The organism is Streptomyces sp. JLBG701 (assembly GCF_058544905.1).
The window spans coordinates 10,568,944-10,591,827 of sequence record NZ_CM178588.1; the positions used below are offsets into that span (position 1 = coordinate 10,568,944).

Annotated in this window: 19 protein-coding genes and 3 pseudogenes; 8 read left to right on the forward strand and 14 right to left on the reverse strand. The window is 69.7% G+C overall.

The window, feature by feature from the left end; all coding sequences use genetic code 11:
- Positions 1-48: 48 nt before the first annotated feature.
- Positions 49-885: pseudogene (locus AC5DRG_RS48335) on the forward strand (NAD(P)-dependent alcohol dehydrogenase); the annotation flags it as partial.
- 94 nt (positions 886-979) lie between these two features.
- On the opposite strand, the gene AC5DRG_RS48340 reads toward AC5DRG_RS48335, so the two are convergent.
- The 6 genes from AC5DRG_RS48340 to AC5DRG_RS48365 form a co-directional block, all read right to left on the reverse strand.
- Complete coding sequence (locus AC5DRG_RS48340) at positions 980-2,785, reverse strand: RICIN domain-containing protein (RefSeq protein ID WP_491806676.1); 1,806 nt, start codon at positions 2,783-2,785, stop codon at positions 980-982.
- A gap of 46 nt (positions 2,786-2,831) precedes the next feature.
- A complete protein-coding gene (locus AC5DRG_RS48345; protein ID WP_491806677.1) occupies positions 2,832-4,958 on the reverse strand; it encodes a beta-galactosidase in 2,127 nt (708 codons plus the stop codon).
- A 35-nt stretch (positions 4,959-4,993) separates the two neighbouring features.
- The gene (locus AC5DRG_RS48350; protein WP_491806678.1) at positions 4,994-5,923 is read right to left on the reverse strand and encodes a carbohydrate ABC transporter permease; all 930 of its coding nucleotides are present in this window, start codon (positions 5,921-5,923) and stop codon (positions 4,994-4,996) included.
- Positions 5,920-6,816, reverse strand: a complete 897-nt coding sequence (locus tag AC5DRG_RS48355; RefSeq protein ID WP_491806679.1) for a carbohydrate ABC transporter permease — start codon at positions 6,814-6,816, stop codon at positions 5,920-5,922. Before AC5DRG_RS48355 ends, AC5DRG_RS48350 begins: the two co-directional genes overlap by 4 nt.
- 1 nt (position 6,817) lies before the next feature.
- Positions 6,818-8,209, reverse strand: a complete 1,392-nt coding sequence (locus AC5DRG_RS48360; protein ID WP_491806680.1) for an ABC transporter substrate-binding protein — start codon at positions 8,207-8,209, stop codon at positions 6,818-6,820.
- A gap of 374 nt (positions 8,210-8,583) precedes the next feature.
- Entirely contained in the window at positions 8,584-9,726 is a 1,143-nt protein-coding gene (locus AC5DRG_RS48365) for a LacI family DNA-binding transcriptional regulator (protein WP_491806681.1), read from the reverse strand.
- A 372-nt stretch (positions 9,727-10,098) separates the two neighbouring features.
- Between AC5DRG_RS48365 and AC5DRG_RS48370 the strand changes: the two genes are divergently transcribed.
- Genes AC5DRG_RS48370 through AC5DRG_RS48380 form a run of 3 tightly spaced genes read left to right on the forward strand, consistent with a single transcriptional unit; the run spans position 10,099 to position 12,224 of the window.
- Complete coding sequence (locus AC5DRG_RS48370; protein ID WP_491806682.1) at positions 10,099-10,482, forward strand: DUF2255 family protein; 384 nt, start codon at positions 10,099-10,101, stop codon at positions 10,480-10,482.
- Positions 10,483-10,500: 18 nt separating this feature from the next.
- Positions 10,501-10,641 (forward strand): hypothetical protein, encoded by a 141-nt coding sequence (locus AC5DRG_RS48375; protein WP_491806683.1) that lies wholly within the window; start codon positions 10,501-10,503, stop codon positions 10,639-10,641.
- Complete coding sequence (locus tag AC5DRG_RS48380) at positions 10,638-12,224, forward strand: Na+/H+ antiporter (protein ID WP_491806684.1); 1,587 nt, start codon at positions 10,638-10,640, stop codon at positions 12,222-12,224. Before AC5DRG_RS48375 ends, AC5DRG_RS48380 begins: the two co-directional genes overlap by 4 nt.
- 186 nt (positions 12,225-12,410) lie before the next feature.
- Here AC5DRG_RS48380 and AC5DRG_RS48385 read toward each other — a convergent pair whose 3' ends face one another.
- From AC5DRG_RS48385 to AC5DRG_RS48415, 7 genes and pseudogenes are all read right to left on the reverse strand, one after another.
- Positions 12,411-12,716 (reverse strand): SDR family NAD(P)-dependent oxidoreductase, encoded by a 306-nt coding sequence (locus AC5DRG_RS48385; RefSeq protein WP_491806685.1) that lies wholly within the window; start codon positions 12,714-12,716, stop codon positions 12,411-12,413.
- Positions 12,717-13,126: 410 nt separating this feature from the next.
- A complete protein-coding gene (locus tag AC5DRG_RS48390) occupies positions 13,127-14,635 on the reverse strand; it encodes an MFS transporter (protein WP_491806686.1) in 1,509 nt (502 codons plus the stop codon).
- A 217-nt stretch (positions 14,636-14,852) separates the two neighbouring features.
- The gene (locus AC5DRG_RS48395) at positions 14,853-15,149 is read right to left on the reverse strand and encodes an SDR family oxidoreductase (protein WP_491806687.1); all 297 of its coding nucleotides are present in this window, start codon (positions 15,147-15,149) and stop codon (positions 14,853-14,855) included.
- A 19-nt stretch (positions 15,150-15,168) separates the two neighbouring features.
- Positions 15,169-15,261, reverse strand: a pseudogene (locus tag AC5DRG_RS48400) (3-oxoacyl-ACP reductase); the annotation flags it as partial.
- A gap of 31 nt (positions 15,262-15,292) precedes the next feature.
- The gene (locus AC5DRG_RS48405; protein ID WP_491813365.1) at positions 15,293-15,451 is read right to left on the reverse strand and encodes an SDR family NAD(P)-dependent oxidoreductase; all 159 of its coding nucleotides are present in this window, start codon (positions 15,449-15,451) and stop codon (positions 15,293-15,295) included.
- A gap of 81 nt (positions 15,452-15,532) precedes the next feature.
- Complete coding sequence (locus AC5DRG_RS48410; RefSeq protein WP_491806688.1) at positions 15,533-16,357, reverse strand: siderophore-interacting protein; 825 nt, start codon at positions 16,355-16,357, stop codon at positions 15,533-15,535.
- 23 nt (positions 16,358-16,380) lie between these two features.
- Positions 16,381-16,953: a TetR/AcrR family transcriptional regulator gene (locus tag AC5DRG_RS48415; protein ID WP_491806689.1), complete on the reverse strand. Its 573-nt coding sequence runs from the start codon at positions 16,951-16,953 to the stop codon at positions 16,381-16,383.
- 70 nt (positions 16,954-17,023) lie between these two features.
- On the opposite strand from AC5DRG_RS48415, the gene AC5DRG_RS48420 reads away from it, so the two are divergent.
- Both AC5DRG_RS48420 and AC5DRG_RS48425 read left to right on the forward strand, forming a co-directional pair.
- Entirely contained in the window at positions 17,024-18,283 is a 1,260-nt protein-coding gene (locus AC5DRG_RS48420; RefSeq protein ID WP_491806690.1) for an acyl-CoA dehydrogenase family protein, read from the forward strand.
- A 400-nt stretch (positions 18,284-18,683) separates the two neighbouring features.
- Positions 18,684-19,184, forward strand: coding sequence for a flavin reductase family protein (locus AC5DRG_RS48425; protein ID WP_491806691.1), 501 nt, complete (start codon positions 18,684-18,686; stop codon positions 19,182-19,184).
- 91 nt (positions 19,185-19,275) lie between these two features.
- Here the strand turns inward: AC5DRG_RS48425 and AC5DRG_RS48430 are convergent, their stop codons facing one another.
- The gene (locus AC5DRG_RS48430) at positions 19,276-20,184 is read right to left on the reverse strand and encodes a helix-turn-helix transcriptional regulator (RefSeq protein WP_491806692.1); all 909 of its coding nucleotides are present in this window, start codon (positions 20,182-20,184) and stop codon (positions 19,276-19,278) included.
- 246 nt (positions 20,185-20,430) lie between these two features.
- Between AC5DRG_RS48430 and AC5DRG_RS48435 the strand changes: the two genes are divergently transcribed.
- Entirely contained in the window at positions 20,431-21,402 is a 972-nt protein-coding gene (locus AC5DRG_RS48435) for an aldo/keto reductase (protein ID WP_491806693.1), read from the forward strand.
- A gap of 238 nt (positions 21,403-21,640) precedes the next feature.
- Positions 21,641-22,825, forward strand: a pseudogene (locus AC5DRG_RS48440) (MOSC domain-containing protein); the annotation flags it as partial.
- Between the last annotated feature and the right edge of the window lie 59 nt (positions 22,826-22,884).

A 22,884-nucleotide genomic window follows, 5' to 3' on the forward strand; every position in this document is an offset into this window, starting at 1 on the left:
GCAGCAAGGCCGCTCTGTCACGGCCTCATGGGTCGCCGGCCGCTTGGCACCGAGGTCGGCTCCGAGGTCACCCGGCACGCGGTCGGCGACCGGGTCGGCGTCGGCTGCATGGTCAACTCCTGCGGCGAGTGCGCGTCCTGTCTGCGGGGCGAGGAGCAGTACTGCCTCAAGGGCAACACCCTCACCTACGGCGCCGTCGACAAGGACGGCACGATCACTCAGGGTGGCTACTCCACCCACGTCGTCGTGACCGAGGACTTCGTCGTACGGATTCCCGAGGGCCTCGGCCTCGACGAGGCGGCCCCGCTGCTGTGCGCGGGCATCACGACGTACTCCCCGTTGCGCCGCTGGGGCGCGGGCCCGGGCAAGAAGGTTGCCGTCATCGGTCTCGGCGGGCTCGGCCACATGGCCGTGAAGCTCGCGCACGCGATGGGCGCCGAGGTCACCGTGCTGTCGCAGTCGCTGAAGAAGATGGACGACGGTCTGCGTCTGGGCGCGGACCACTACTTCGCCACCAGTGACCCGGCCACCTTCGAGCAGTTGGCCGGCACCTTCGACCTGATCGTCAACACGGTCAGCGCGAAGCTCGACCTGGACGCCTACCTCGGCCTGCTGGCCGTGAACGGTGCCCTGGTCAACGTAGGCGCCCCCGCCGAGCCGCTGTCGGTACAGGTGTTCTCGCTGATCCTGCAGGGCCGGTCGTTCGCCGGTTCGCTGATCGGCGGCATCCGCGAGACCCAGGAGATGCTCGACTTCTGCGCCGAGCACGGCATCGGCTCGGAGATCGAGGTCATCCCGGCCGAGAAGATCAACGAGGCGTACGAGCGTGTCCTGGCCTCCGATGTGCGGTACCGGTTCGTGATCGAGACGTCGACGCTGGCCTGACCTGCGGCCATGTCCCCCTGAGACCACCCCGTACGAGGAGCCGCGCCCCCGAGAGCCCTCGTACGGGGTGTCGCCGACCGCGAAGGCCGGGAGCCTACTGGACGAGCTCCCAGTCCTGCGAGCCGTCCGTGGCCGCGTTCTGCAAGGTCAGCGCCGCTCCGTCGGACGCTCCGGTCAGGTACAGGTTCGTGTTCTTGACCGACTGCAGTTTGTAGAACCCGTCGCTGGTCCTGATCAGGTTCCAGCTGCCGGTGGCGCTGTTGTCGACCCATTGGCCGATCCGTTGGCCGGCCGTCGCGTTACCCGTCCAGATGGCCGCCGCGCGGCCGCCCGACTTGTTCAGCAAGGTCGTGCCGCCGTTCGGTTCGGTCACCACGTGCCAGTACTGGGTGTCCGGGTTCGCCGCCACGCCGGGGTCCTCCAGGACGACGTCGGGAACGTCGCCGTTGCCGAGGTTCGCGTCGTTGGTGTTGTTCCCGGTACCGATCACCTGGTCGGTCTTGCGGTTGACCAACTGGTAGTAGGCGCCGGCCGATCGGCCCAGGTCGACCTCGGCGTAGGCGAGCGTCGAGGCGCCCTGGTTGTTGAGGATCGCGATGCGGCCGGTGCCCTCGACGTACTGCAGGTTGCGGCTGTAACCGGCCGGTGAGGTCGTCTGGTACTCCTTCCACGTGCCGTCGCTGCGTCCGCTCTCGTTGACCCAGACGCTGCCGCTGCCGGCCGCGTTGTAGACCAGGCGCCCGCCGGGCAGCCTGATGATCACCGGACTGCCGTTTCTGGCGAGCGGACGGGAGCCGGTGTCGACCGGCAGGGAGGCGACGTCCGTGCCGGTGGCGGAACCGCGGTAGAACTCCAGTGGGTTGTCGGCGAGCACGTACCGGGTGTTGGCCCCGCCGCCCCAGTATTCGAAGGGGAGCATCCACTTGCCGTCCGCGGTGCGTACGACGTTGGTCATGCCCGGCCGGCCGCCGCCGATCTCCGTCTTGCTGCCTCCCATGTTCTGGGTGAGTCCGGCGATGTCGACGACGGGCGCGCTCCACTGTGCGCTGCGGCCGTCCCAGGTTCTGTGGGCGAGGATCTGGCCCATCGAGTCGGGGGCGGTGTCGTTCGCGGGGTCCAGGGTGGGCACGCCGGTGGTCGCGTTGAAGCCGGTGTAGTCGTTCTCGTCGGAGTAGTAGCAGACGAGTTGGCCCTTGTAGACCATCAGGTACGGCTCCCACAGGGGATCCACCTGCTTGTTCGTGTTCGCGGCGGCGATGTTCTGGCCGACCGCGCCCGCGCTGCCGCCCTGCCAGCCGCCCGTCGCGACGATGTTGAGGACGTTCCAGGTCGCACCGTCGTCGGTGCTGGAGTACAGGGCGATCGCCAGGTCCTTGCGGTCGCCGTCGTTGGACGGTGTCCAGTTCGGGTCGGCTGCCTTGTGCTCCTTGTAGTAGTAGTCGTCGCCCGAGACGACACTGGCGAGGAGCAGCGTGCCCTGCTTCAGGTTCCCGACGTCCTGCGGCAGCGTGTAGAGGTACGGGTTCGTCCAATTGCTCGTGTACTTCGCGTACTTGGGGTCGCTGGAGAGGTATGCGGGGGCCTTGACCTCCGACAGCGGCTGCCACGACGTGCCGTGGTCGTCGCTCTTGTACACGGGGAGAGTCTGTCTGTCGGCGCTGCCCGTCGCCGACACGACAGTGGACTTCTCGAACGACGCGACCAGACGCCCGCTCGGCAGCTGCGCCGACTTCGGGTAGATCGCGCAGTTGCCCCGCCCCTTCAGGCACGGTTCGCTGCCGAGCTGGTAGAGGATCCCGCCCGTCGGGTTGTACGCGTGCGCACTGGAGACGGGTATCGCCAGCATCGCTGATGCCGCGACGAAGGTTCCCAGCGCTTTTCCTGCGCTTCTGCCGTGCATTGCCCCTCCTGGGGGATGGCCACGGTGGTGGCGGTAAGGGGTCGGATCAGGAGACGAGGACGCGGACGTCCCAGGCGCCGAGGTCCAGTGCCGTGCCCGCGGGCAGGGCGGCGCCGGTCAGGGCGTCGGTGAGGTCCACCGGGGCGGGGACGCTCGCGGGTTCCCAGCTCCAGTTGTGGACGATGTGGACGCGGCGTCCGTCGGGTGAGGTGCCGGTCGTGGCAGTGACGGATTGCGGGAGGTCGGTCCACGCGTTGCGGGGAGCCGGTGTCATCCAGGCGGCCAGTGCCTGGGCGAGGTCGCGGCCGGGGACGGTGCCGACGGTGGTGACGCGGCCCGCGCCGTGGCGGCGGGTGGTGACGGCGGGCCAGCGGCCGAAGTGCGGGTGGTCGTACTCGACGAGGACGTCGGCGTCGGTGACGGTCAGGCCGTCCGCCCAGTGGGTCGCCGTCGCGTCCTCGGGAAGGTCGAGCGGTCCGCCGGACGCCGGGCGCACGGGGACTGCTCGGAGCAGGTTGCTGAACTCGTCGTAGTGGACACCGGCGGCCTCCACCAGCCGTCCGGGCGCCGGCTCGTGGCGGGCCCGTGCCTCGTGGTCGGCATAGCCGGTGCGCGGGCCCAGGACCAGGTGGCCGCCGGCTTCGGCGTAGGCGGCGAACCAGTCGAGTGTCGAGTCGGCGGCGATGTACAGCGCCGGGACGACGAGGACGGGATGGCGCTGGGCGGCTTCCTCCGGCGCCACTTCCTCCCGCTCGCCGCGCGGGTCGTGCAGCTGGCGGGCGTGGACGATGCGGACCTGGCGGCCGGCGTCGAAGGCTCCGCGGTAGAAGGGGTCGAAGATGCGGTGGTAGGCGGTCGGGTCGGGCTCGCCGTCCGGCGTGGCCAGCGGCGGGTACTTCTGCATCAGCCATTTGCTCGGCGTCGAGTACACCATCGTGATGTCGGCGTCCGGTTCGAGCCCGGCCACCAGCGGGCCCGCGGCGTCGAACTCCGCGCCCAGGCGGGCCAGTTCCGCATACGTGCGGCCGGGCTGTCCGGTGTGGGGCAGGATGCCGCCCCAGTAGGTCTCCGCGCCGAAGTGCAGTGTGTGCCAGTGCCAGTACTCGATCATGCGGGCCCCGCGCCCGACCAGTGCCCAGGCGGCCTGACGCCACTGGCCGTCGTAGGCGGGGCGGTTGTCCCACGGCATGCCGATGGAGCCGGCGTTGGTCTCGGTGACCAGGAAGGGTGCCTGGCGGGAGGAGAACATCCAGTCCGCGGTCTGGTACAGCGCCCAGACGCCGGTGGTCTGCCAGATCTGCTCGTGGCCGTCGGGCGTCGGGTCGGGCAGCAGCAGATCGTCCTGCATGCCGTAGTACGCGTTGCCGGTGGCGATGTCGAGCCGGTCGGTCAGCTCGTCGTCCTCCACCCCGGGGCGCTTGTAGGAGATGCAGGTGGTGACGAACTGTTCGGGCTGGGCGTACTCGCGGACGATGTCGGCCTGCCAGCCGATGAACTCGGTGACCTGGCGGGCCTGGAACTCCCGCCAGGCGACGTCGTACTGGGGCTGGGCGTTGCCGTCCGGGGTCCACAGGTCGGCCCAGGTCGACAGGCGGTGCGACCAATAGACCAGCCCCCACTCGCGGTTGAGGGTCTCGACGTCGCCGTACTTGGCACGCAGATGGTCGGTGAAGCGCTGGAAGACACCGTGGTTGTGGAAGAGCTCCAGGCCGGGTTCGTTGTCGACCTGGAAGCCGATGACCGCGGGGTGGTCGGCGTACCGGGCGACGATCTTGCGGATGATCCGCTCGGCGTGGAAGCGGAACGCGGGGTGGGTGAAGTCGACTTCCTGGCGGGCACCCCAGCCGATGCGCTCGCCGGTGCGCCGCTCGCCGGTGATCTCGGGGTACTGGCGGGCGAGCCACGGCGGGACGGCGTACGTCGGGGTGCCGAGCACGACGGCGATGCCGCGCTCGTGGGCGCCGTCGAGGACGGGCTGGAGCCACTCGAGATCGAAGCGCCCGTTGTCGGGCTCCCAGGTCGACCACACCGACTCGCCGACCCGGATGACGGTGACATGCGCGTCGGACATGAGGTCCAGGTCGGTCTTGAGGCGTTCGTCGGGGCGCTCGTAGGGCTGGTACTCGTGGTAGTACGCGGCGCCGAAGAGGACGCGGGCAGGCAGAGCCGCCATGAAGGAAACCTCCGGAGAAAAGTGGGGGAGTTGAGCTACTGCTTGACGCCGCCGGCGGCCAGGCCGCTCTGCCAGTACCGCTGGAGCAGCAGGAAGGCCACGACGAGGGGCAGGATCGAGATCAGGGAGCCGGTCACGACGAGCGCGAGCATGTCGCTGCTGGCCCCGGCCCCGCCGTTCTGTGCCTGGGCGGCCCAGGAGGACAGGCCGACCGTGATCGGGTACAGATTGGGGTCGTTGAGCATGATCAGCGGCAGGAAGTAGTTGTTCCAGGTCGCCACCAGCGTGAACAGCAGGACGGTGACCAGGCCCGGCGCGAGCAGGCGCAGAGCGATCGTGAAGAAGATCCGGGCCTCGCCGGCGCCGTCGATGCGGGCGGCCTCCAGGATGCTGTCGGGTACGGCGTCCTGGGCGTAGACGCGCATGAGGTAGAGGCCGAACGGGTTGACGAGGGAGGGCAGGATGATCGCCCAGGGGGTGTTGACCAGGCCTGCCTCGGCGAAGAGCAGGTAGGTCGGGATCGCCAGGGCGGTGGTGGGGACCATGACGGCGCCGAGGACCAGGTTGAAGCCGAACCGGTCGCCGCGGAAACGGAACTTGGCGAAGCCGTACCCGGCCGCGGCCGCGAGCAGGGCGGCACCGACGGAGCTCACCACGGCGTACATCACCGTGTTGAGCAGCCAGTGCACGAAGACGCCGTCATCCTGGGTGAAGGTCGCCTTGATATTCGCCAGCAGCTGCGGGGCGTCCGAGAACCACAGGCCGAAGCTGTTGAACAGGTCCTGGGTGCTCTTGGTGGAGGCGATCAGCAGCCAGAACAGGGGGAGGAGGAAGTAGGCCAGGGCGGCCAGCATGGCGATCGTCAGCGGGGTGCTGCGGCGTGAACGGGAACGGCGTCGCCGAGGTGCGACGGGAACCGTGTCCGTCACCGGGACGGCGGTGACCGTGGGGGTCGTGGTCGTCACGGGGTCCTCCTGCGGTTCGCGGTGAGCAGGATGGCGTAGGAGGCGATCACGATGACGAGGCCGAGGAGGAAGGACACCGTGGCCGCGTAGTTGACCTGCTGGCCGGTGAAGGCGAGGGAGTAGGCGTAGAGGTTGGCGGTGTAGGAGCTGCTGATGACGTCCGGGGCGACCTTCATCAGCAGGTTCGGTTCGTTGAAGAGCTGGAAGCTGCCGATGACGGAGAACAGCAGGGTGAGCATCAGCGCCGGCCTGAGCGCGGGGAGTTTGAGGGACCAGGCGATGCGCCAGGCGCCGGCGCCGTCCATGGCGGCTGCTTCGTACAGCTCGGTGGGGATGGTGCGCAGGGCGGCGTACAGGATGATCATGTTGTAGCCGACGAACTCCCAGGTCACGATGTTCGCGAGGCTGCCGAGCATCCAGCTCTCGCTGAGGAACTGGGGGACCGGCAGGTCCAGGTCCCGGCTCAGCTGGGCGAACGGGCCGAAGTCCGGGCCGTACAGATAGCCCCACATGAGCGCGGCGACCACGCTGGGCACCGCGTACGGCACGAAGATGCCCAGCCGGATCACCCGGGCCAGCCGCAGCAGCCCGCTGTCCAGCGCGAGGGCGAACAGCAGGGCGAGCACCAGCATCACCGGGACCTGGATCACGAAGAACAGCGCGACGCGTCCGACGCCGTGGATGAGCTGCGGGTCCTGGACGGCCTTGACGTAGTTGTCCAACCCGACGAACGCCGTGCCGCCGATGAGGCGTTCCTGGAAGAAGCTGAGGTAGGCGGCGTAGCCGAGCGGGGCGAGGAAGAGCAGGAGGAAGAGCACCATGAACGGTGCGACGAACAGCGGTCCTGCCGCGCGGCGCTTGCCCTTGGCGGGGGCCGCGGTGGTGGCAGCCATCTCAGCTCCCCTTGACGGTGAAGCCTTGGCCCTTGGCGTACGTCGTCAGTCGTGACTGCCAGGTGCCGAGCGCGCGGACGGTGTCGGTCTTGTCGGCGAGGGACTTGCCGACCGTCTCCGTCCAGTCGGTGGCCGCCTGGTCGAGGAACGGCGGCCACTGGAAGGAGGAGTTGACTGTGGAACTGATGTCGGCGAACAGCTGGTTGACCTTCTGGCCGCCGTAGAACGACGGCGCCTGGCCGATGAACTCGGCATCCGTGAGAAGGGCCTTGGTCGCCGGGAAGAAGAACTGCTCGGTGGCGAACATCCGCGCGCTGGCCGGGTCGGAGTTGAGGAACTTCGCGAACTCGGCTGCCGCGATGGGGTTCTTGGTCGAGCGGATCACCGCGGTGGTGGAGCCGCCCCAGTTGCCCGAGCTGGGCTTGGCGGCGTCCCACTGCGGCAGCGGGGCCGCCCGCCACTTGCCCGCGGTGGCCTTGGCGGAGCCGGAGAGGAAGACGGGGCCCCAGGCGGCGGTGAGCCAGGTGGCGTACTTGCCCTTGTTGAGCGCGGCGTACCAGGCGTCGGTGAAGTCCGGCTCGACGCCGATGACCCCCTCCTTGGCGAGCCCGCCCCAGTACTCGCCGAGCTTGCGGGAGACGGCGTCGTCGACGCTGATGGCGATGTCGCTCTTGCCGGAGGTCACATAGGGCTTGGCGCCCGCCTGCCACTGCAGGCCGTGCCAGGCGGCGGGCTGGTTCGCCGCGAGGTTGGTGAGGTAGACGTCGGGGTCGGCCTTGTGGAGCTTGCGGGCCGCCGCGGCGAACTCGTCCCAGGTCGTGGGGACTTCGATGCCGTGCTTGTCGAAGATGTCCTTGCGGTACAGCATGCCCATCGGTCCGGTGTCCTGGGGGACCGCCCACACCTCGCCGTCGCTGCCGCTGACCTGGCCCCACGTCCAGTCGACGAACTGGTTCTTGAGGGCGGAGGCACCGTAGGGGCGCAGGTCCAGGAGGCTGTTGGTGATGGTGAAGGTCGGGATGGCCTGGTACTCGATCTGCACCATGTCCGGTGCGCCGCTGCCGGCCTTCAGGGCCGTACGCAGCTTGGTGTACTGCGGGGTGCCCTGGCCGGCGTTGACGATCTTGACCTTGATGGCCGGGTACTTCTTCTCGAAGAGGGCGACCTCCTTGGCGATGTTCGGGACCCAGGTCCAGAACGTCAGCTCGGTCGGTGTCTGCATCGCCTTGTCGATGTCGGCCTGGCTGACCGGCTTGGCGGCCGCGGAGGAACCGTCGGAGTCACCACCGCCGCAGGCCGTGAGGGCGGCGCCGAGCGACAGGGCGCCCGTCGCGGTGAGGAACAGGCGACGGTTCATGGAGGAGGAGCTGGCGAAGGATCCGGATGTGGGCATGGTGAACTCCCGCCGATGGCGAAGGGGACAGCACGCCGAGGGAGGGCGTGCGGAAAGGGATGACGAAGGAGAAAACAGGCGTGGGCGTGACGATCTGGGCGTCGAAGCCGACGGGTTCGGGAAGCTTGGTTGCGCGGGCTGCGACCGGTGTGGGGCACGCAGGTGTGTGCGGGACGGGCCGCAGTGCGCTGCGGCCACGCGGCTTGAGAGCCGCTGGGTGAAGGGAGTGCGCGCGTCGTCCGGGTGGCGGGGTCGTCCGCGGTGGCGGGGACGCGGTCGGGCTGGGCAGGGGCTGAGCTACGGCCAGTACGGCGGCCAGCCCCTCGGCTCACGCGCCGGGCCCGGGCTCCGAAGCCCGAACTGATCGGCGCCGTTCAGTGGTGGGTGGACGGGCCCTTCTCCGGGAGCGGGAGACTGGACGCCTCTCCACGGGATCGGGAGGCGCTATGTCGTCGACGTCCTGGGGGCGTCCGGGGCGGCGGGGGCTGGGTCGAAGCACGCACGATGAGGTCGACCGGTGGATCGCTCGCCGGCAGAGCCTCTGCCTGCGGGTTCTCGATGGCGTGCACGAGTCGCTTGAGCCCCTCCTGCGCCACCGTGTCGAACGGCTGTCGCACCGTGGTCAGGGGAGGAGTCACATAGGCGGCGACCGGGATGTCGTCGAAGCCGACGACGCTGACGTCCTCCGGCACACTCCGGCCGGCTTCCGTCAGAGCTCGGATCAGACCGATGGCCATGTCGTCGTTGGCGGCGAACACCGCCGTCACCTCGGGGTCGGCGGCCAGCTGCCGGCCCGCCGCGTAGCCGGAGGCGGCCGACCAGTCGCCCTCGATGACCGGCGGCTCACTCCTGTCGTGCGCGGCCAGGGCCGACCGCCATCCCTCGAGACGGTCCTTGGCGGCGTACCACCGCTGGGGACCGGCGAGGTGATGGACCGTCGGATGCCCCAGGTCCAGCAGATGCTCGACGACCGCCCGTGCCATCCGATCGGCGCCGCGTCCCCCGAACAACACGGTGGAGGCCGCGAAGGGCTGTGGCGCGCCGAGGACCAGAACGGGCACGTCGACGCGGGCGGAGAGGTCTCCTTCGCCGCCGTCCTCGTCGATCGGCTCGGAGATGACGATGCCGTCCACGCCCTGGTCGAGGAGCGAGTCGACGGCGCCGGCGAGGCCCGCCGGGTCGCCCTCCATCGTGTTGACCACGCGGAGCGCGTAGCCCGTGTCCCGGACGACCCGCTCCACACCCATGAGCAGTGAGGCGGGACCGTACAGGGCCGTGCCCAGGGTCACCACGCCGATCGAGCGGGTCCGTCCGGAGGCCAGGGCCCGGGCGGCGTTGTTGCGCCGGTAGCCGAGCTGCTCGGCTGCGTCGAGGACACGTCGGCGTACGGCAGCGGAGACGTACGGTTCGTCGTTGAAGACCCTCGACACCGTCTTCTGCGAGACCCCGGCCACCCGGGCCACGTCCACGCTGCGCGGCGCGCCGGGGCTTCCGTCCCGTCCTGTACCTCGCGTCATGAAGTCTCCCGATGGCCGCACGATCGAGCCCGATTCTGTCAGACGCCGTTTGTCTGACTGCGCGGTCATGTCTACGCAGTCATACGGTGGCCGTCAAGAGTCCGGAACGTATCCGTAACGTTCCGTCGGGTCCGGGCCGCCGACAGGATCGGGGCTGTGGGCGCCGGTTGTTGGCCGCCACGGCGGCGTGGGGGGACCTGTCACACCCTGGAACACCGACTTCCGGCATGGCACGGTCTGCCGTGATGCGGGAACTCTGACCAGGCTTGATGCCCATTGAAGATCGTCTTACGTCAAGGGGAGCCCTCGCGCCCTGACCTGTTCAAGCCCGCGCCGCAGCAGAAGCCATCCGAGAACCGAGGAGATGAACTGATGACCACGACCGCTCCCTGGTCCGACGACGAACTCGACCGCGTCGGATCGGCCGAGGAACTCGAGGTCGCCTCCCGGCGCCGGGACGGCGAGCTGAGCAGCCGGCGCACCATCTGGGTCGTGCGCGTGGGCGACGACATCTACGTCCGCTCCGTGAACGGCCCCGCCTCCGCCTGGTTCTGCGGCACCCGAGCCCGACACGAGGGCCGTGTCGAGGCCGGCGGGGTCGAGAAGGACGTGACGTTCGAGGACGTCGACGGCGAGATCAACGACGCGGTCAATGCTGCCTACCGCACCAAGTACGGCCGCTACTCCGCGAACACCATCCAGCGCATCACGAGCTCCACCGCGGGCTCGACGACCATGCGGCTCCTGCCTCGCTGAAACCGCGGGAGAAGACCAATGTCCAACGTCATCGCCCACGCCGCCACGTCGCCCGGCGAGCCCCACGCCCCGATCATGGCCGACAGCCGTGATCCCGATCCCCGCGACGTCGCGCAGTCGGTCATCGGACTCCTGACCCGGCTGGGAGGCATGCAGTGATCGGTCTTGAACTCGTCGTGGTCCTCGGCGCGGCGGTGCTCCTCGGCAACGCCCTGGGTGACCGCTACCGGATCGCCCCGCCCGTCGTGCTGCTGGTCTTCGGCGCGCTGCTCGGCTTCGTGCCCGCGCTGCGCGAGGTGGAGCTTCCGCCGGAGGCGGTGCTGCTCATCTTCCTGCCGGTGCTGCTGTACTGGGAGAGCCTGACCACATCCTTGCGGGAGATCCGGCGGGACCTGCGCGGCATCATCCTGATGAGCACCGTGCTGGTCATCGGCACCGCCGGAGCCGTGGCGACCGTGGCGCACGAACTGGGCCTGGCCTGGGGACCGGCATGGGTGCTGGGTGCGGCCGTAGCTCCTACCGACGCGACCGCCGTCGGAGTCCTCGCCAAGGCCCTGCCCCGACGCAACGTCACCCTGCTGCGCGCCGAGAGCCTCATCAACGACGGCACCGCACTGGTGGTTTTCGGCCTGGCCGTCGGCACCACGGTTGGCGAGGAGCACTTCACCGTCCCGCACGTCACCTGGCTGTTCGTCGTCTCCTACGTCGGTGGAGCCGCGGCCGGAACGCTGATCGCATGGCTGGTGATCAGGGTGCGCCGGGTCTTCGAGGACCCGCTGCTGGGGAATGTGACGATGATCCTCACGCCGTTCGCGGCCTACCTGCTCGCCGAACTGATCCATGCCTCCGGAGTGCTCGCGGCCGTCGCCGCGGGGCTGATCATGAGTCAGGCCGGGCCTCGCGTGGCCGGGGCCGCGATGCGTCGGCAGGCGGAGGAATCCTGGTCGCTGGCCACCTTCCTGCTCAACGGCTCCCTGTTCGTCCTCGTCGGCCTGCAGGCACAGGCTGCCGTACGCGAACTGCACGGCAGCGATCTCACCCACGCCCTCATCGCCGTAGGAGCGGTCTCCGCCGTGGTCGTCGCGGCGCGCTTCGCCTTCAACTTCACCGTCCCGTACCTGATCCGTTTGCTCGATCGCCGTCCGCAACAGCGCCTGCGCCGGATGAACTACCGTGCCCGGGTGGTCACTTCAATCGCCGGCTTCCGGGGTGCGGTCTCGCTGGCGGTGGCCCTGTCAGTGCCGACCACGCTCGACTCCGGCGCACCCTTCCCCGACCGCGACACGATCGTCTTCGTCACCTCCGGGGTCATCGTCACCACCCTGGTCGTACAGGGACTGCTGCTGCCGGCCGTGGTGCGCTGGGCCCGACTGCCCCACGACACCTCGGTGGAGGAGGAACGCTTCCTCGCCGAGACGACCGCGACCGAGGAGGCCCTCAAGGCACTCCCGCAGGTCGCCGACGACCTGGGCACCGCCCCCGATGTCGCCGAACGCCTGCGTCAGGAGTACGAGACCCACCTCCTCCTCGTCCGCGCGGGCGGCGGCGAGACTGAGGACGAGGAAGCCCTGCGCCACGACCGCCACTACACCGCCCTGCGCCTGGCCCTCCTCGCCCGCAAACGCGCCACCGTGCTCCGCCTGCGCGACGACAACGAGATCGACGACACTGTGCTGCGCCAGGTCCAGCGGCAACTCGACATCGAGGAGGTACGGCTGTCCCGGCGCCGGGCGGCGGACTGAGTGGCAAGGGCCGGACTCACCGACGGCGACCCCGTCCCGCCTCTATGTCGGCTGCTGAAACTGGGCACGTCGAGGAGGCCGTCGCCCCGCACGGATGGGCACTGTTTCCCCAAGCCTCAATCCAACGTTCAGGCGAACGATTGAACGCCCGCAATACAGCTCGGAGTTGACGCATCGCGGACACGGTCATCGACAGCGCGCTCGCCTGCGCCGCGGTGACCTGCCGCACGTCAGGTGCGATGCCGAGGGCGTCGGCGATGAGTGCGTGGGAGTGGCGACGGGCTTCTTGGTCTCGGTGATGGAGGGGCGGTCCAGTACGTCGGCGGGGAACGCGGCGGCCGTGATGCCCTCCTGGCCGAGCTGCTCGACGAGGTTCTCCAGCTTCCCCTTGGTCCGGGCTATGAGGGCGACGTCGAAGCCGCGCTTGCCGAAGGTGCGGGCGATGGACAGGCCCATGCCGGGGCGGACGCCGATGACGGCGACAGTGGGCACGATCAGATCTCTTTCGTGGAGGAGCCGGCAAGAGCGGGTGGACGGCGGTGACCGGTACCCGCAGTGCGCCGGAGGTGGCGCCGTCGGCCGGCGCGGTGAGGGTCTGCGCGATTCGGGTCGGCCCGCGGGACGTGGACAGCGACGTCCTGACCTGCGACGGCGTCGGGGTTGAAGCCCTCGGGTGGAGGAGCGAGCGTGCGAACCTGGGCCTCCGGATTGCCGGTGCGGCCGACCAGGGTCCACCTCTGCGTCGGTCGGCCCGGCGACGAACCCCGCCTCCGCGCAGGAACGGCGCCGGCGATCACCTTGGCATCGCGGCTCATGGCGATCTGCACGGCCGGCGCACCGACGCCAGCGGTGCCGGGCGGGTCCGGGGCTTCGTATCGCAGGCACGGTCCTGACCGGCAACCTCACATGTGCACGACGGGGGCCGCGTCGGTATCGGTGGCCGGTACGCCGCGTCGGTAGAGGACGGCGGTGATGATCAGGCCGGCTGCGAAGAAAGCGGCGGACCACCAGTAGGCGGTGGAGTAGGCCTCCAGGCTGGATTGGGCGAGGACGGCGGGGTCCTTGGGGTTCTTGTCGGTCAGGTAGTCGGTGGCGGCGCCGGTGGCGAGGGTGTTGAGGAGGGCGGTGCCCAGAGAGCCGCCGACCTGCTGCATGGTGTTGACGGCGGCGGAGGCGGCACCGGCGTCCTCGGCGCCCACGCCGGAGGTGGCCAGGGCCAGTCCCGGGGCGATGACCAGGCCCAGGCCGAGTCCCGCCACGAGCAGCGGAAGCATGATGTCCGTCGGGTAGCTGCTGTGGAGGTCGAGGGTGGTCAGCCAGACCATGCCGACGGCGGAGGTGCCCATGCCCAGCGGCACGGCTGCCTTGGGGCCGATGCGGGGGATCAGCACCGTGGAGGCGAGCGAGGCGGCGATCCCGAGTCCGATGACCAGGGGCAGGAAGGCCAGTCCGGTCCTGATGGGGGTGTAACCCAGGCTCTGCTGCAGGTAGTAGGTGAGGAAGAGGAAGACGCCGTAGATGCCGGCGGCGGTGATCAGGATGGTCAGGAAGGAGGCGCCGCGGTCTCGGTCGAGCAGCACCCGCAGGGGCAGCAGGGGATGGGCGGCGCGGGTCTGCCACCAGGCGAACACGCCGAGCAGGACGACGCCGCCGGCCAGGAAGCCCCAGGTTGCTGCCGAACTCCAGTCGTGGGTCTCGGCGTTGGAGAAGCCGTAGACCAGGGCGAACAGGCCGGCGCTGACGAGGACGGCGCCGGGGATGTCGATGGTGGCGGACTTGTCGCGGGTGGTGCGTTGTAGCAGGATCGCGCCGCCGGCGAAGGCCACGGCTGCGAAGGCGAGGTTGACGTAGAGGGTCCAGCGCCAGTCCATGTACTCGGTGAGCAGGCCGCCGAGCAGCAGGCCGACGGCTCCGCCGGCCCCGGCGATGGCGCCGAAGACCCCGAACGCCCTGGCACGTTCCTTGGCATCGGTGAAGGTCACGGTCAGCAGGGACAGGGCAGCCGGAGCGAGCAGGGCGCCGAACAGGCCCTGCCCGGCACGTGCGACGACGAGCATCTCGAAGCTGGTCGCGGCGCCTCCCAGGGCGGATGCTCCGCCGAAGCCGACCAGCCCGGTCAGGAAGGTCGCCTTGCGGCCGAAGAGGTCGGCGATGCGGCCGCCGAGCAGCAGCAGGCTGCCGAAGGCCAGGGTGTAGGCGGTGACGACCCACTGCCGGTTACCGTCGGAGAAACCCAGGTCCTGCTGGGCCGAGGGCAGGGCGATGTTCACGATGGTCGCGTCCAGGACCACCATGAGCTGGGCCGCGCAGATGACGGTGAGGATCCACCAGCGGTGGCGATGGGGTGCGTCGGCGGGCGGAAGGGCGGACGCGGTGGTTGTTCCACGTGTGCGGTCGGCGGTTGAGGACATGACGAATCTCCAGGTGAGTGGTGCTGGGTGAGGTGAAGTCCGGTGTCGAGGGGCGGGACGGCTGCGTCGATGGAGCTCGTCATGTGGTGCGGTCGGCGTAGGAGCCGTGAACCGGCCGGTCCGCCGAGCTGTATGCCCGCCTGACCACGTGGCCGAGCGGGCGGCCTTGCGCTCGAATCAGCGACTCTCAGGGCCGGTGCGGAGTTGGCGACGGGGATCAGAGGGCCTTGACCGTGCCGCCGTCGATGACGTAGTCGGCGCCGAGGACGTTGCCGGCGACGTCGGAGAGGAGGAACGCGACCAGGGCCGCGACTTCCTCGGGTTCGTCGATGTGACCACTGGTGATGTTGTAGGCCTCCGGCATCTGGGGGAGGAGCGCTGCGTACTGTTTGAACACGGCGGTGCGGGTCACCCCGGGGGTGACGGTGTTGACGCGCACGCCCTGGGGGCCGAACTCCTCGGTCAGGGCCTTCCCGAGTGAGGCCAGACCCGCCGTGGCCCGCGCCGTAGACACTCATGCCTGTGCCGGGCTGCCGGGCGATGACGGAGGAGATGTTGACGATCGAGCCGCGGCGTTCGATCAGGCTGGGCAGTGCGGCCCGGGTGGCGCGGACGGCGCTGAGCAGGTTGAGGTCGAGGGAGGCGGTCCAGCGGGCGTCATCGGTCTCGAGGAACCGGGGACAGGATCTCCGCCCCGACGTTGTTCACGAGCAGGTCGATGCCGCCCAGTTCCGCGAGGGCGTGGTCCATCAGGGCGGTGGCGCCCTCGACGGTGCTCAGGTCCGCGGAGAAGGTGAGAGCGCCGGTTTCCTTCAGTTCACGATGCTCCGCTCTTGGAACGCCTTGAACTGCGGGGACAGCGTCGGGTTCGCGTCAGGGGGAAGGCGATCGGCCCGTTCAGCCGGGGCTGCGCTTGCCGTGCCTCCAGTAGCCGAGGAAGGAGACGTCGTTCTTCGGGACGCCCTGTTCCTTGACCAGGTGGCGCCGCAGGCCGGTGGGGAGGCCGCTCTCGCCCGCCACCCAGCAGTAGATGCGCTGATCCGGGCGGAGCTTCCAGGAGGACGTGACCGTTTTCAGGGCCAGTTGTCCGGGGACGGCGGTGTGGTCGTCGCGGGGGAGCCAGTGGACGGTGACTCCGGCGGGTGCCGCGATCGGCCGGATGTCCTCGGAGGTGGGCACTTCCAGGTAGGCGTCGCCGGTGAGGTCGGCCGGTGACTGTTCCAGGATGGACAGCAGGGCCGGTACGGCGCTTTCATCGCCGACGAGCAGCTGGGACTGGGCGGTTGGCGTGGGGAGGTAGCCGATTCCTTCGGGGAACAGCCCGACCGGGTCGCCGGGCCGGGCATGGGAGGCGAACGCGGAGGCGGGGCCCGTGTCGCCGTGATCGGCGTGGTCGCCGTGTACGACGAACTCGAGGTCCATCTCGCAGGCTTCGGGGCGGAACGCGCGCACGGTGTAGAGGCGGACCCAGGGGCGGACGGCCGGCCGCATGAGCATGAACTGGGCCAGCCAGCCGTTGTGCGAGGCGGTCGGCATGGCGAGTTCTTGCTGGCCGTCGCGGCGGAAGAACAGCCGGCAGGCCTGGTCGAAGCCCATGGGGTCGAAGTCCGCGAGGTCGGGGCCCTGGATGGTGAGGGTGATGAAGCTCGGGCTGGTGCGTTGGGTGCGGGTGACCTCGGCGTGGAGCATCCTGCGGCTGGCGGGTGACTTGTGTCGGGGCATGGTGGAGCTCCCGGTGGGGTGGGTCAGGCGGGGTGGGCGAAGGAGGGAAGGAGGACTTCGTCCGTCAGGCGTTCGAGGAACGCGTCGGTGACGGGGACGTCCGCCACGAGGGTCCGGTTGATCAGCACGCCCTGTGCCAGCTCGCTGAGCCAGGACGGGTCCGTATCGGTACGCAGTTCGCCGCGGCCCTGGGCCCGGTCGATGACCTGTTCCCACATGCCGTCGAGGGGCTGGGCGAGCTGACGTTCGGTCGCCTCGCGCAGGTCCGCGTCGCGCCGGCCGGCGTCCACGAGGTTGCGCAGCATGGCGCCGTCCCGCTTGAGCCAGTTGCTGACCAGCCGAAGGGCCTCGAGTACGTCGGCGCGGAAACTGCCCTGGTCGGGCACGGTGAAGGAGAAGCCCACCCGGCGGCGTACGGCGTCGATGACCAGTTCGTGCTTGGTCGGCCAGCGTCGGTAGAGGGTCGTCTTGGACACGCTCGCCTTGGCCGCCATGGCGTCGAACGTCAGCCGGTCGAAGCCGACCTCGCTGAGCAGTTCCACGGCCACGTAGAGGATGTGGCGTTCGCGTTCTCTGATCTTCGCTTGGGATTGCATAGTACGAAACTGTAGCGTACTACTGAAGTAAGGCAAGCCTTAGTAATCACGAACTGAGGAGAAGCGACCCATGTCACCAACCCCCCACACCGACCTTCTCGAGCCGTCCCAGCCCACCGAGGCCCTTGAACCCGGAACCCCCGCCGAATCCGCCCGCTACCTGGAGCGCATCGACGGCATCCTGCCGCTGCTGAGGGCCAACACGCTCAAGGCCGCCGAACTGCGGCGCGTGCCCGAGGAGAACATCAGGGCGATGGCGGACGCCGGTGTCTTCCGCGCGGTGCAGCCCCGGCAGTGGGGCGGCCTCGAGGTCGACCCGACGACCTGGGAAGAGGGGCTGGTACGGCTCGGCACGGCGTGTCCCGCCAGCAGCTGGGTCGGCGCGCTGCTGGGCGGCCACGCCTGGTACATCGGGCTGTTCTCCGAGCAGGCACAGCAGGACGTCTGGGGTGCGAACCTCGATGCCCGTGCCGCCTCGTCGTTCGCCCCGACCGGCCAGGTTGAGCGGGTGAGCGACGGATTCCGTCTAACAGGGCGGTGGAAGTTCCTCAGCGGAGTCGACCACGCCCAGTGGACCATCCTGGGCGGCGCGATTCCGGAAGAGGGCGAAGGCCCCGAGTTCCGCATGTTCCTCGTGCCGGCCTCCGACTTCGAGATCGACCAGGACAGCTGGCGGGTCGCGGGACTCCAGGGCTCCGGCAGCAAGGAGGTCACGGTCGACGCCGTCGTCCCGGAGCACCGGACCCTGACCGTCGAAGCGCTCTACCACCACACCGAGCCGGGCAAGGCCGTCAACACCGGCCCGATCTTCGAGCTGCCCTGGGTGTCGATGTGGGCCTTTAACATCGCGTCCTGCGCTATCGGCGCCGCCACCGGTGCGCTCGACGCCTTCATCGACGACAACAGGCGCCGCGTGTCGGCCGTGACCGGCGCGGCCGCCGCGCAGAACACGGTCCTGCACACCCGGCTGTCCGAGGCCGTGACCCTGGTCAGGGACACACGTTCGCGCATCCCGCGCACCTGGGACCCCATCTACGCCGACGTCGTCGCGGGCAAGCCGATCTCCAACGAGACACGCCTCCAGTCCCGGTTCGAGGCCTCCCAAGCCATCGCCCAGTGCCTCGCCGCGGTCGCCAAGGTGTTCGAGGTCGGCGGCGGCGCCGTCATGGGCAGCGACAAGCTGTTCCAGCACTACCTGCGCGACCTGATGGGCATGCGCAACCAGCCCATCGCCATCTACGAGAACCAGGCGGGCCTGTACGCGGCCACGCTCTTCGGAGCCCCGGTCGAACTGCCGTTCACCAAGGCGCACATCGGCTGCGTGCTCTGAGGCCGACACGGTCTCGACGTGAAGGGCCGCCCTCGTCGCCGGTGCGTCTGGTCGCAGAGGCAGCCCTGCGGCACGGCTGCTGACTGAAGCGGGCGCGAAGTGAGGGCACCAGCAAGGAGGCGGCCCCTGTCCCGTGTGCGAAGCGACCATCGCAGACGCGAGCCCGGTCCGGGTTCAGCAGATCCACCAGAACGTGCAGATCCGCAGCCGCGACGCTGAGCCCGGACCCGGCCAAGGCACACGAACGCCCCGTCGAACGCGGTCAGCTTGGCCGACTCCATTACTGCCGGAGCGCCGCCGGGAGCCACCTTCGACGGCGCCACCCGAACCCGATCAAGTCCCTGCGCACCACGCGCGAGGCTCCATCTCCATCACACACTCGGTGGGAGTGAACGCACTTATGACAGACACCATCAGCACCGAAACACACAGTTTCCGAGAGGCCATGGCCTCCTTCCCCTCCGGCGTCACCATCGTCACCACCGCCGACGAGACCGGACAATGGCGCGGCTTCACGGCGACCTCGTTCTGCTCGGTCTCGATGGAACCCCCGCTGATCCTGGTGTGCCTGGCGGCCAGCGCCGAATGCCACCCCGCCTTCACCGGCGCCGAACGCTGGCTCGTCCACGTCATCACCGACGAGCACACCGAACTCGCCATGCGGTTCGCCACCCGGGGCGCCGACAAGTTCGCGCACCCCGGATTCGCCCCCGATGAGCACGGACTTCCCACGCTCGACGGCGCCGCTGTCACTCTCGAATGCAGCACCTACGAGATCCACCCGGCCGGCGACCACACGATCCTCCTCGGCCGCGTCGACAGCGTCCGCCTGAGCGAGGGCACCCCGACCCTCTATTACCAGCGCCACTTCCATCCCCTCGAGCTCGTACCAGGCCGCTGACAGTCGGCCCGGGGCCGAGGGGGCGGAGCCGTGCCCTCGCTGGACGCCCTTTCAGTGAGCCGGCGTCTTCGCCTGCGCGGAGAGTCTTGTGTCAGGGCGAGGGCGAGGTGGGCGATGCCGTGCCCGGTGTCGCGGGCCTGGAAGCCGGCTGGTGGGCCAGGAGGTCGAGGAGGGCGACCGCGTCGTGGTCGGGGGTACCAGGTTCGGCGTTGTAGGCGAGCAGGTGGTGGCCGGGGGTGCCCTCCAGCTGCAGGGACTGGAAGCCGAGGGTGAGGTCGCCGACCTCGGGGTGGTGGAAGGCCTTCTGGCCGTATGAGCGGTTCTTGACGTCGTAACGCTTCCACAGGCGGGCGAACTCCGGGCTCTTCAGCAGGAGTTCGCCGACCAGTCGGGTCAGGTCCGGTGCGTCGGGGTCGGTGCCGGCCAGGGCGCGGAGGTGGGCGACGCAGCCACGGACCTGGTTGTCCAAGTCGGCGAACAGGTCGCGGGCGGCGGGGTGGAGGAAGACATAGCGGGCGATGTTGCGCTCCTTGGCCGGCCATTCCTCGATCCCGGCGAGGAGCCTGAGTCCGGCGGGGTTCGCGGCGAGCAGGTCGTTCGTGCGGCTGACCACATACGCGGGGGCCGGCCGCAGGTTCTCCAGCAGAAGCTTGACGCCGGGCCGTACGGTCCGGCTCGGTGCGGCCGGAGGTTCTGGTGCGGTCCGGGCGGCGATGGCGGCCAGGCTGTGCAGGTGCTCGGCCTCGTCCGGTTCCAGCAGGAGGGCACGGGCGAGGGCGTCGACGACGGAGGAACTCGGCCGGGTCTCCTTGCCGCGCTCCAACCGGGCGTAGTAATCGATGCTGATGCCGGCCAGTATGGCCAGTTCCTCTCGGCGAAGGCCCGGGGTGCGGCGCACACCGGCGCCTGTCGGCAGGCCGGCCTGCCCGGGGGTCACCCGGGCCCGGCGGGCGCGCAGGAAGCGGCCCAGCTCGGTGCCGTACTGCTGCTGAGATGTCATGTCGTCGAGTGTGCAGGCGCTCGTGACCTCCTCGGAAGGCGGTTGGGGGGCCCTGTCGCACCCCGGAACTCCGCTCCCCGGCACAGCTCGCCCTGCCACCGGGCGAGCCCGTCCAGCAGGCTGGACTAGGTCTGAAGATCAGGCTTCTCGCGCGGGAGACCCACCCGCGTCCCCGTTCCGGCGTGCGACAGCAATGCGGCATGCCGGAAACCCGCAGGTACACGTGAACCCCACGGAGCGGCAACCATGAAGCACATCAAACTGGGTGACCTGGAGGTCTCCCGTATCGGTCTCGGCGCGATGCCGATGAACGCCTTCTACACCGGCAAGGACACCGACGAGGCCGAGGGCATCCGCACCGTCCACCGCGCGCTCGACCTGGGTATCACCCATATCGACACCGCCGAGGTATACGGCCCCTTCACCAACGAGGAGTTCGTCGCCAAGGCTCTCAAGGGCCGCCGTGACCAGGTGGTGCTGGCGTCGAAGTTCGGGTTCATCTCGCACACCGGCCGCGAGGGCCTCGACAGCAGCCCGGAGAGCATTCGGATCGCGGTCGAGGGCTCGCTGAAGCGCCTCGGGACCGACTACATCGATCTGTATTACCAGCACCGCGTCGACCCGAACACGCCCATCGAGGACACCGTCGGGGCCCTCGCTGAGCTGGTCCAGGAGGGCAAGATCCGCCACATCGGCCTGTCCGAGGCCGCGCCCGACACGATCCGCCGGGCCCACGCCGTACACCCGATCACCGCGCTCCAGACCGAGTACTCCCTGTGGTCGCGTGACCCGGAGGCGGAGATCCTGCCGACCACGCGGGAGCTGGGTATCGGCTTCGTGCCCTGGTCGCCGCTCGGCCACGGCTTCCTGACCGGCGCGATCCGCTCCACCGACTGGATGGACGCGGACGACTTCCGCATGAACAACCCGCGGTTCCTGCCCGGCAACTTCGAGCAGAACCTGCGCCTGGCCGACGAGGTCAAGGCTGTGGCCGACGAGGCCGGGGCCACCCCGGCCCAGGTGGCTCTGGCCTGGCTGCTGGCCCAGGGCGACGACATCGCCCCGATCCCCGGCACCAAGCGCGTCGAACGCGTCGAGGAGAACACCGCCGCCGACGGCATCGAGCTGAGCACTGACCAGATCGCCAAGCTCGACAACCTCACTCCGGCCTCCGGTGACCACCACGAAGAGGACGCCATGCGGCTGCTCGGACGCTGAGACAGCCACCCATATCCGGCAGCACGGCTACGCAGAGCACGTTCCATGACTGGGCCACGCCCGCTGCGCAAGCTGAACAACGACACCGAGATGCCCGTCCTTGGCCTTGGCGTCTTGGTGGCCATTGGCGCGACCGACATTGGCGTGCGGAGCTGTCCCGAACGCGCACGGCTGGATCTCCAGCGAGGTGCTGCTGCGTCTGCGCAAGCACGCCGAACTCGGCCTGTACCGACTGGAGATGGAGCCGGACGGCCTCTGGCTCGCCGCTCCCGATGGCCGCGAGGTTCGGATCGCATCCGACGACCCAGGAGCGTCCGACGAGTCGATCCGGGAGTGGTTCCCCCCTGGTCCTTTCGGCCCCGTGCGGCTGCTGTGCCCCGGGGCGGCCCTGTGGGACTGGTCCGACGCGCCGCTGTCCGTCATCCACCTCGACACGGTGGAGGCGCTGGCGCAAGCGGCCGGTGTCCCCGTCGACCCGCTCCGCTTCCGTGCCAACCTGTACCTCTCCGGCCTCGGCGCCTGGCGCGAGCTGGACCTGCCCGGCGCGCGGGCCCAACTGGGCGAGGCGGAGCTGGAGTTCACCTTCCCCACCGAGCGCTGCCGGGCCACGACGGTCCGGCCCGGATCGGCAGTGCGCGACCTGAACGTCCCGGCACTGCTCGCCTCCCGCTTCGGCCACCTCTACTGCGGGGTGTACGCCCGGGCCGTACGCGGCGGCCGGATCGAGCGGGGAGACCAGCTCGTCGACCGCGGCCGCGCGCCCTCGGATCCCCGGTACACCGCACGCCTGGCGCAACCCGGCCGCCCCCGGTACGCCGAACTGATCCGGCGCACGGAGGAGAGCCCCACGGTCACCACCTTCGCCGTCCGCGACCCGGCCCGTCCGGGATGCCGTCCCGGACAGCACCTCCGCCTCCATCTCGCCGACGAGACGGGCCCGTTGTGGCGGTGCTACACCCTTACCGGCGCCACCGACTCCGAACTGCGGATCAGTGTCAAGCGGGTCGAGGACGGCCGGGTGTCGGGCCGCCTGCACGCCCTCCCGACCGGCTCCCACGTGCTCCTGTCGGGACCTTACGGCGACGAACTCACCGCCGCCGACACGCGCCGCTCCCTCCTGCTGGCAGTCGCGGGCATCGGCATCACGCCCGCGCTCCCCGTCCTGCGCGGCCTTTTGGACACCAACCCCGATCGGCCGGTCACCGTACTGAACGTCGTCCGCACGAGCGCGGAGACCCCGCTGTGGGAGGAGACACTCGCCCTGCTGGCGAAGCTCCCGAACGCCACGGCACGCCTGCATGTCACCGAGCCCGCCGCAGGACTGCCGTACGGCGCCCACCCCGGCCGCCCGACCACCGCCGACCTGCGCGAACTGGCGGCCGACGGCACGGTGGAGGCGTACCTCTGCGGCCCGCAGCGCTTCGTCGCCACCGTCCCACGGCCCTGCTTTCCGCGGGCGTCCTCGCAGACGCCGTACGCGAC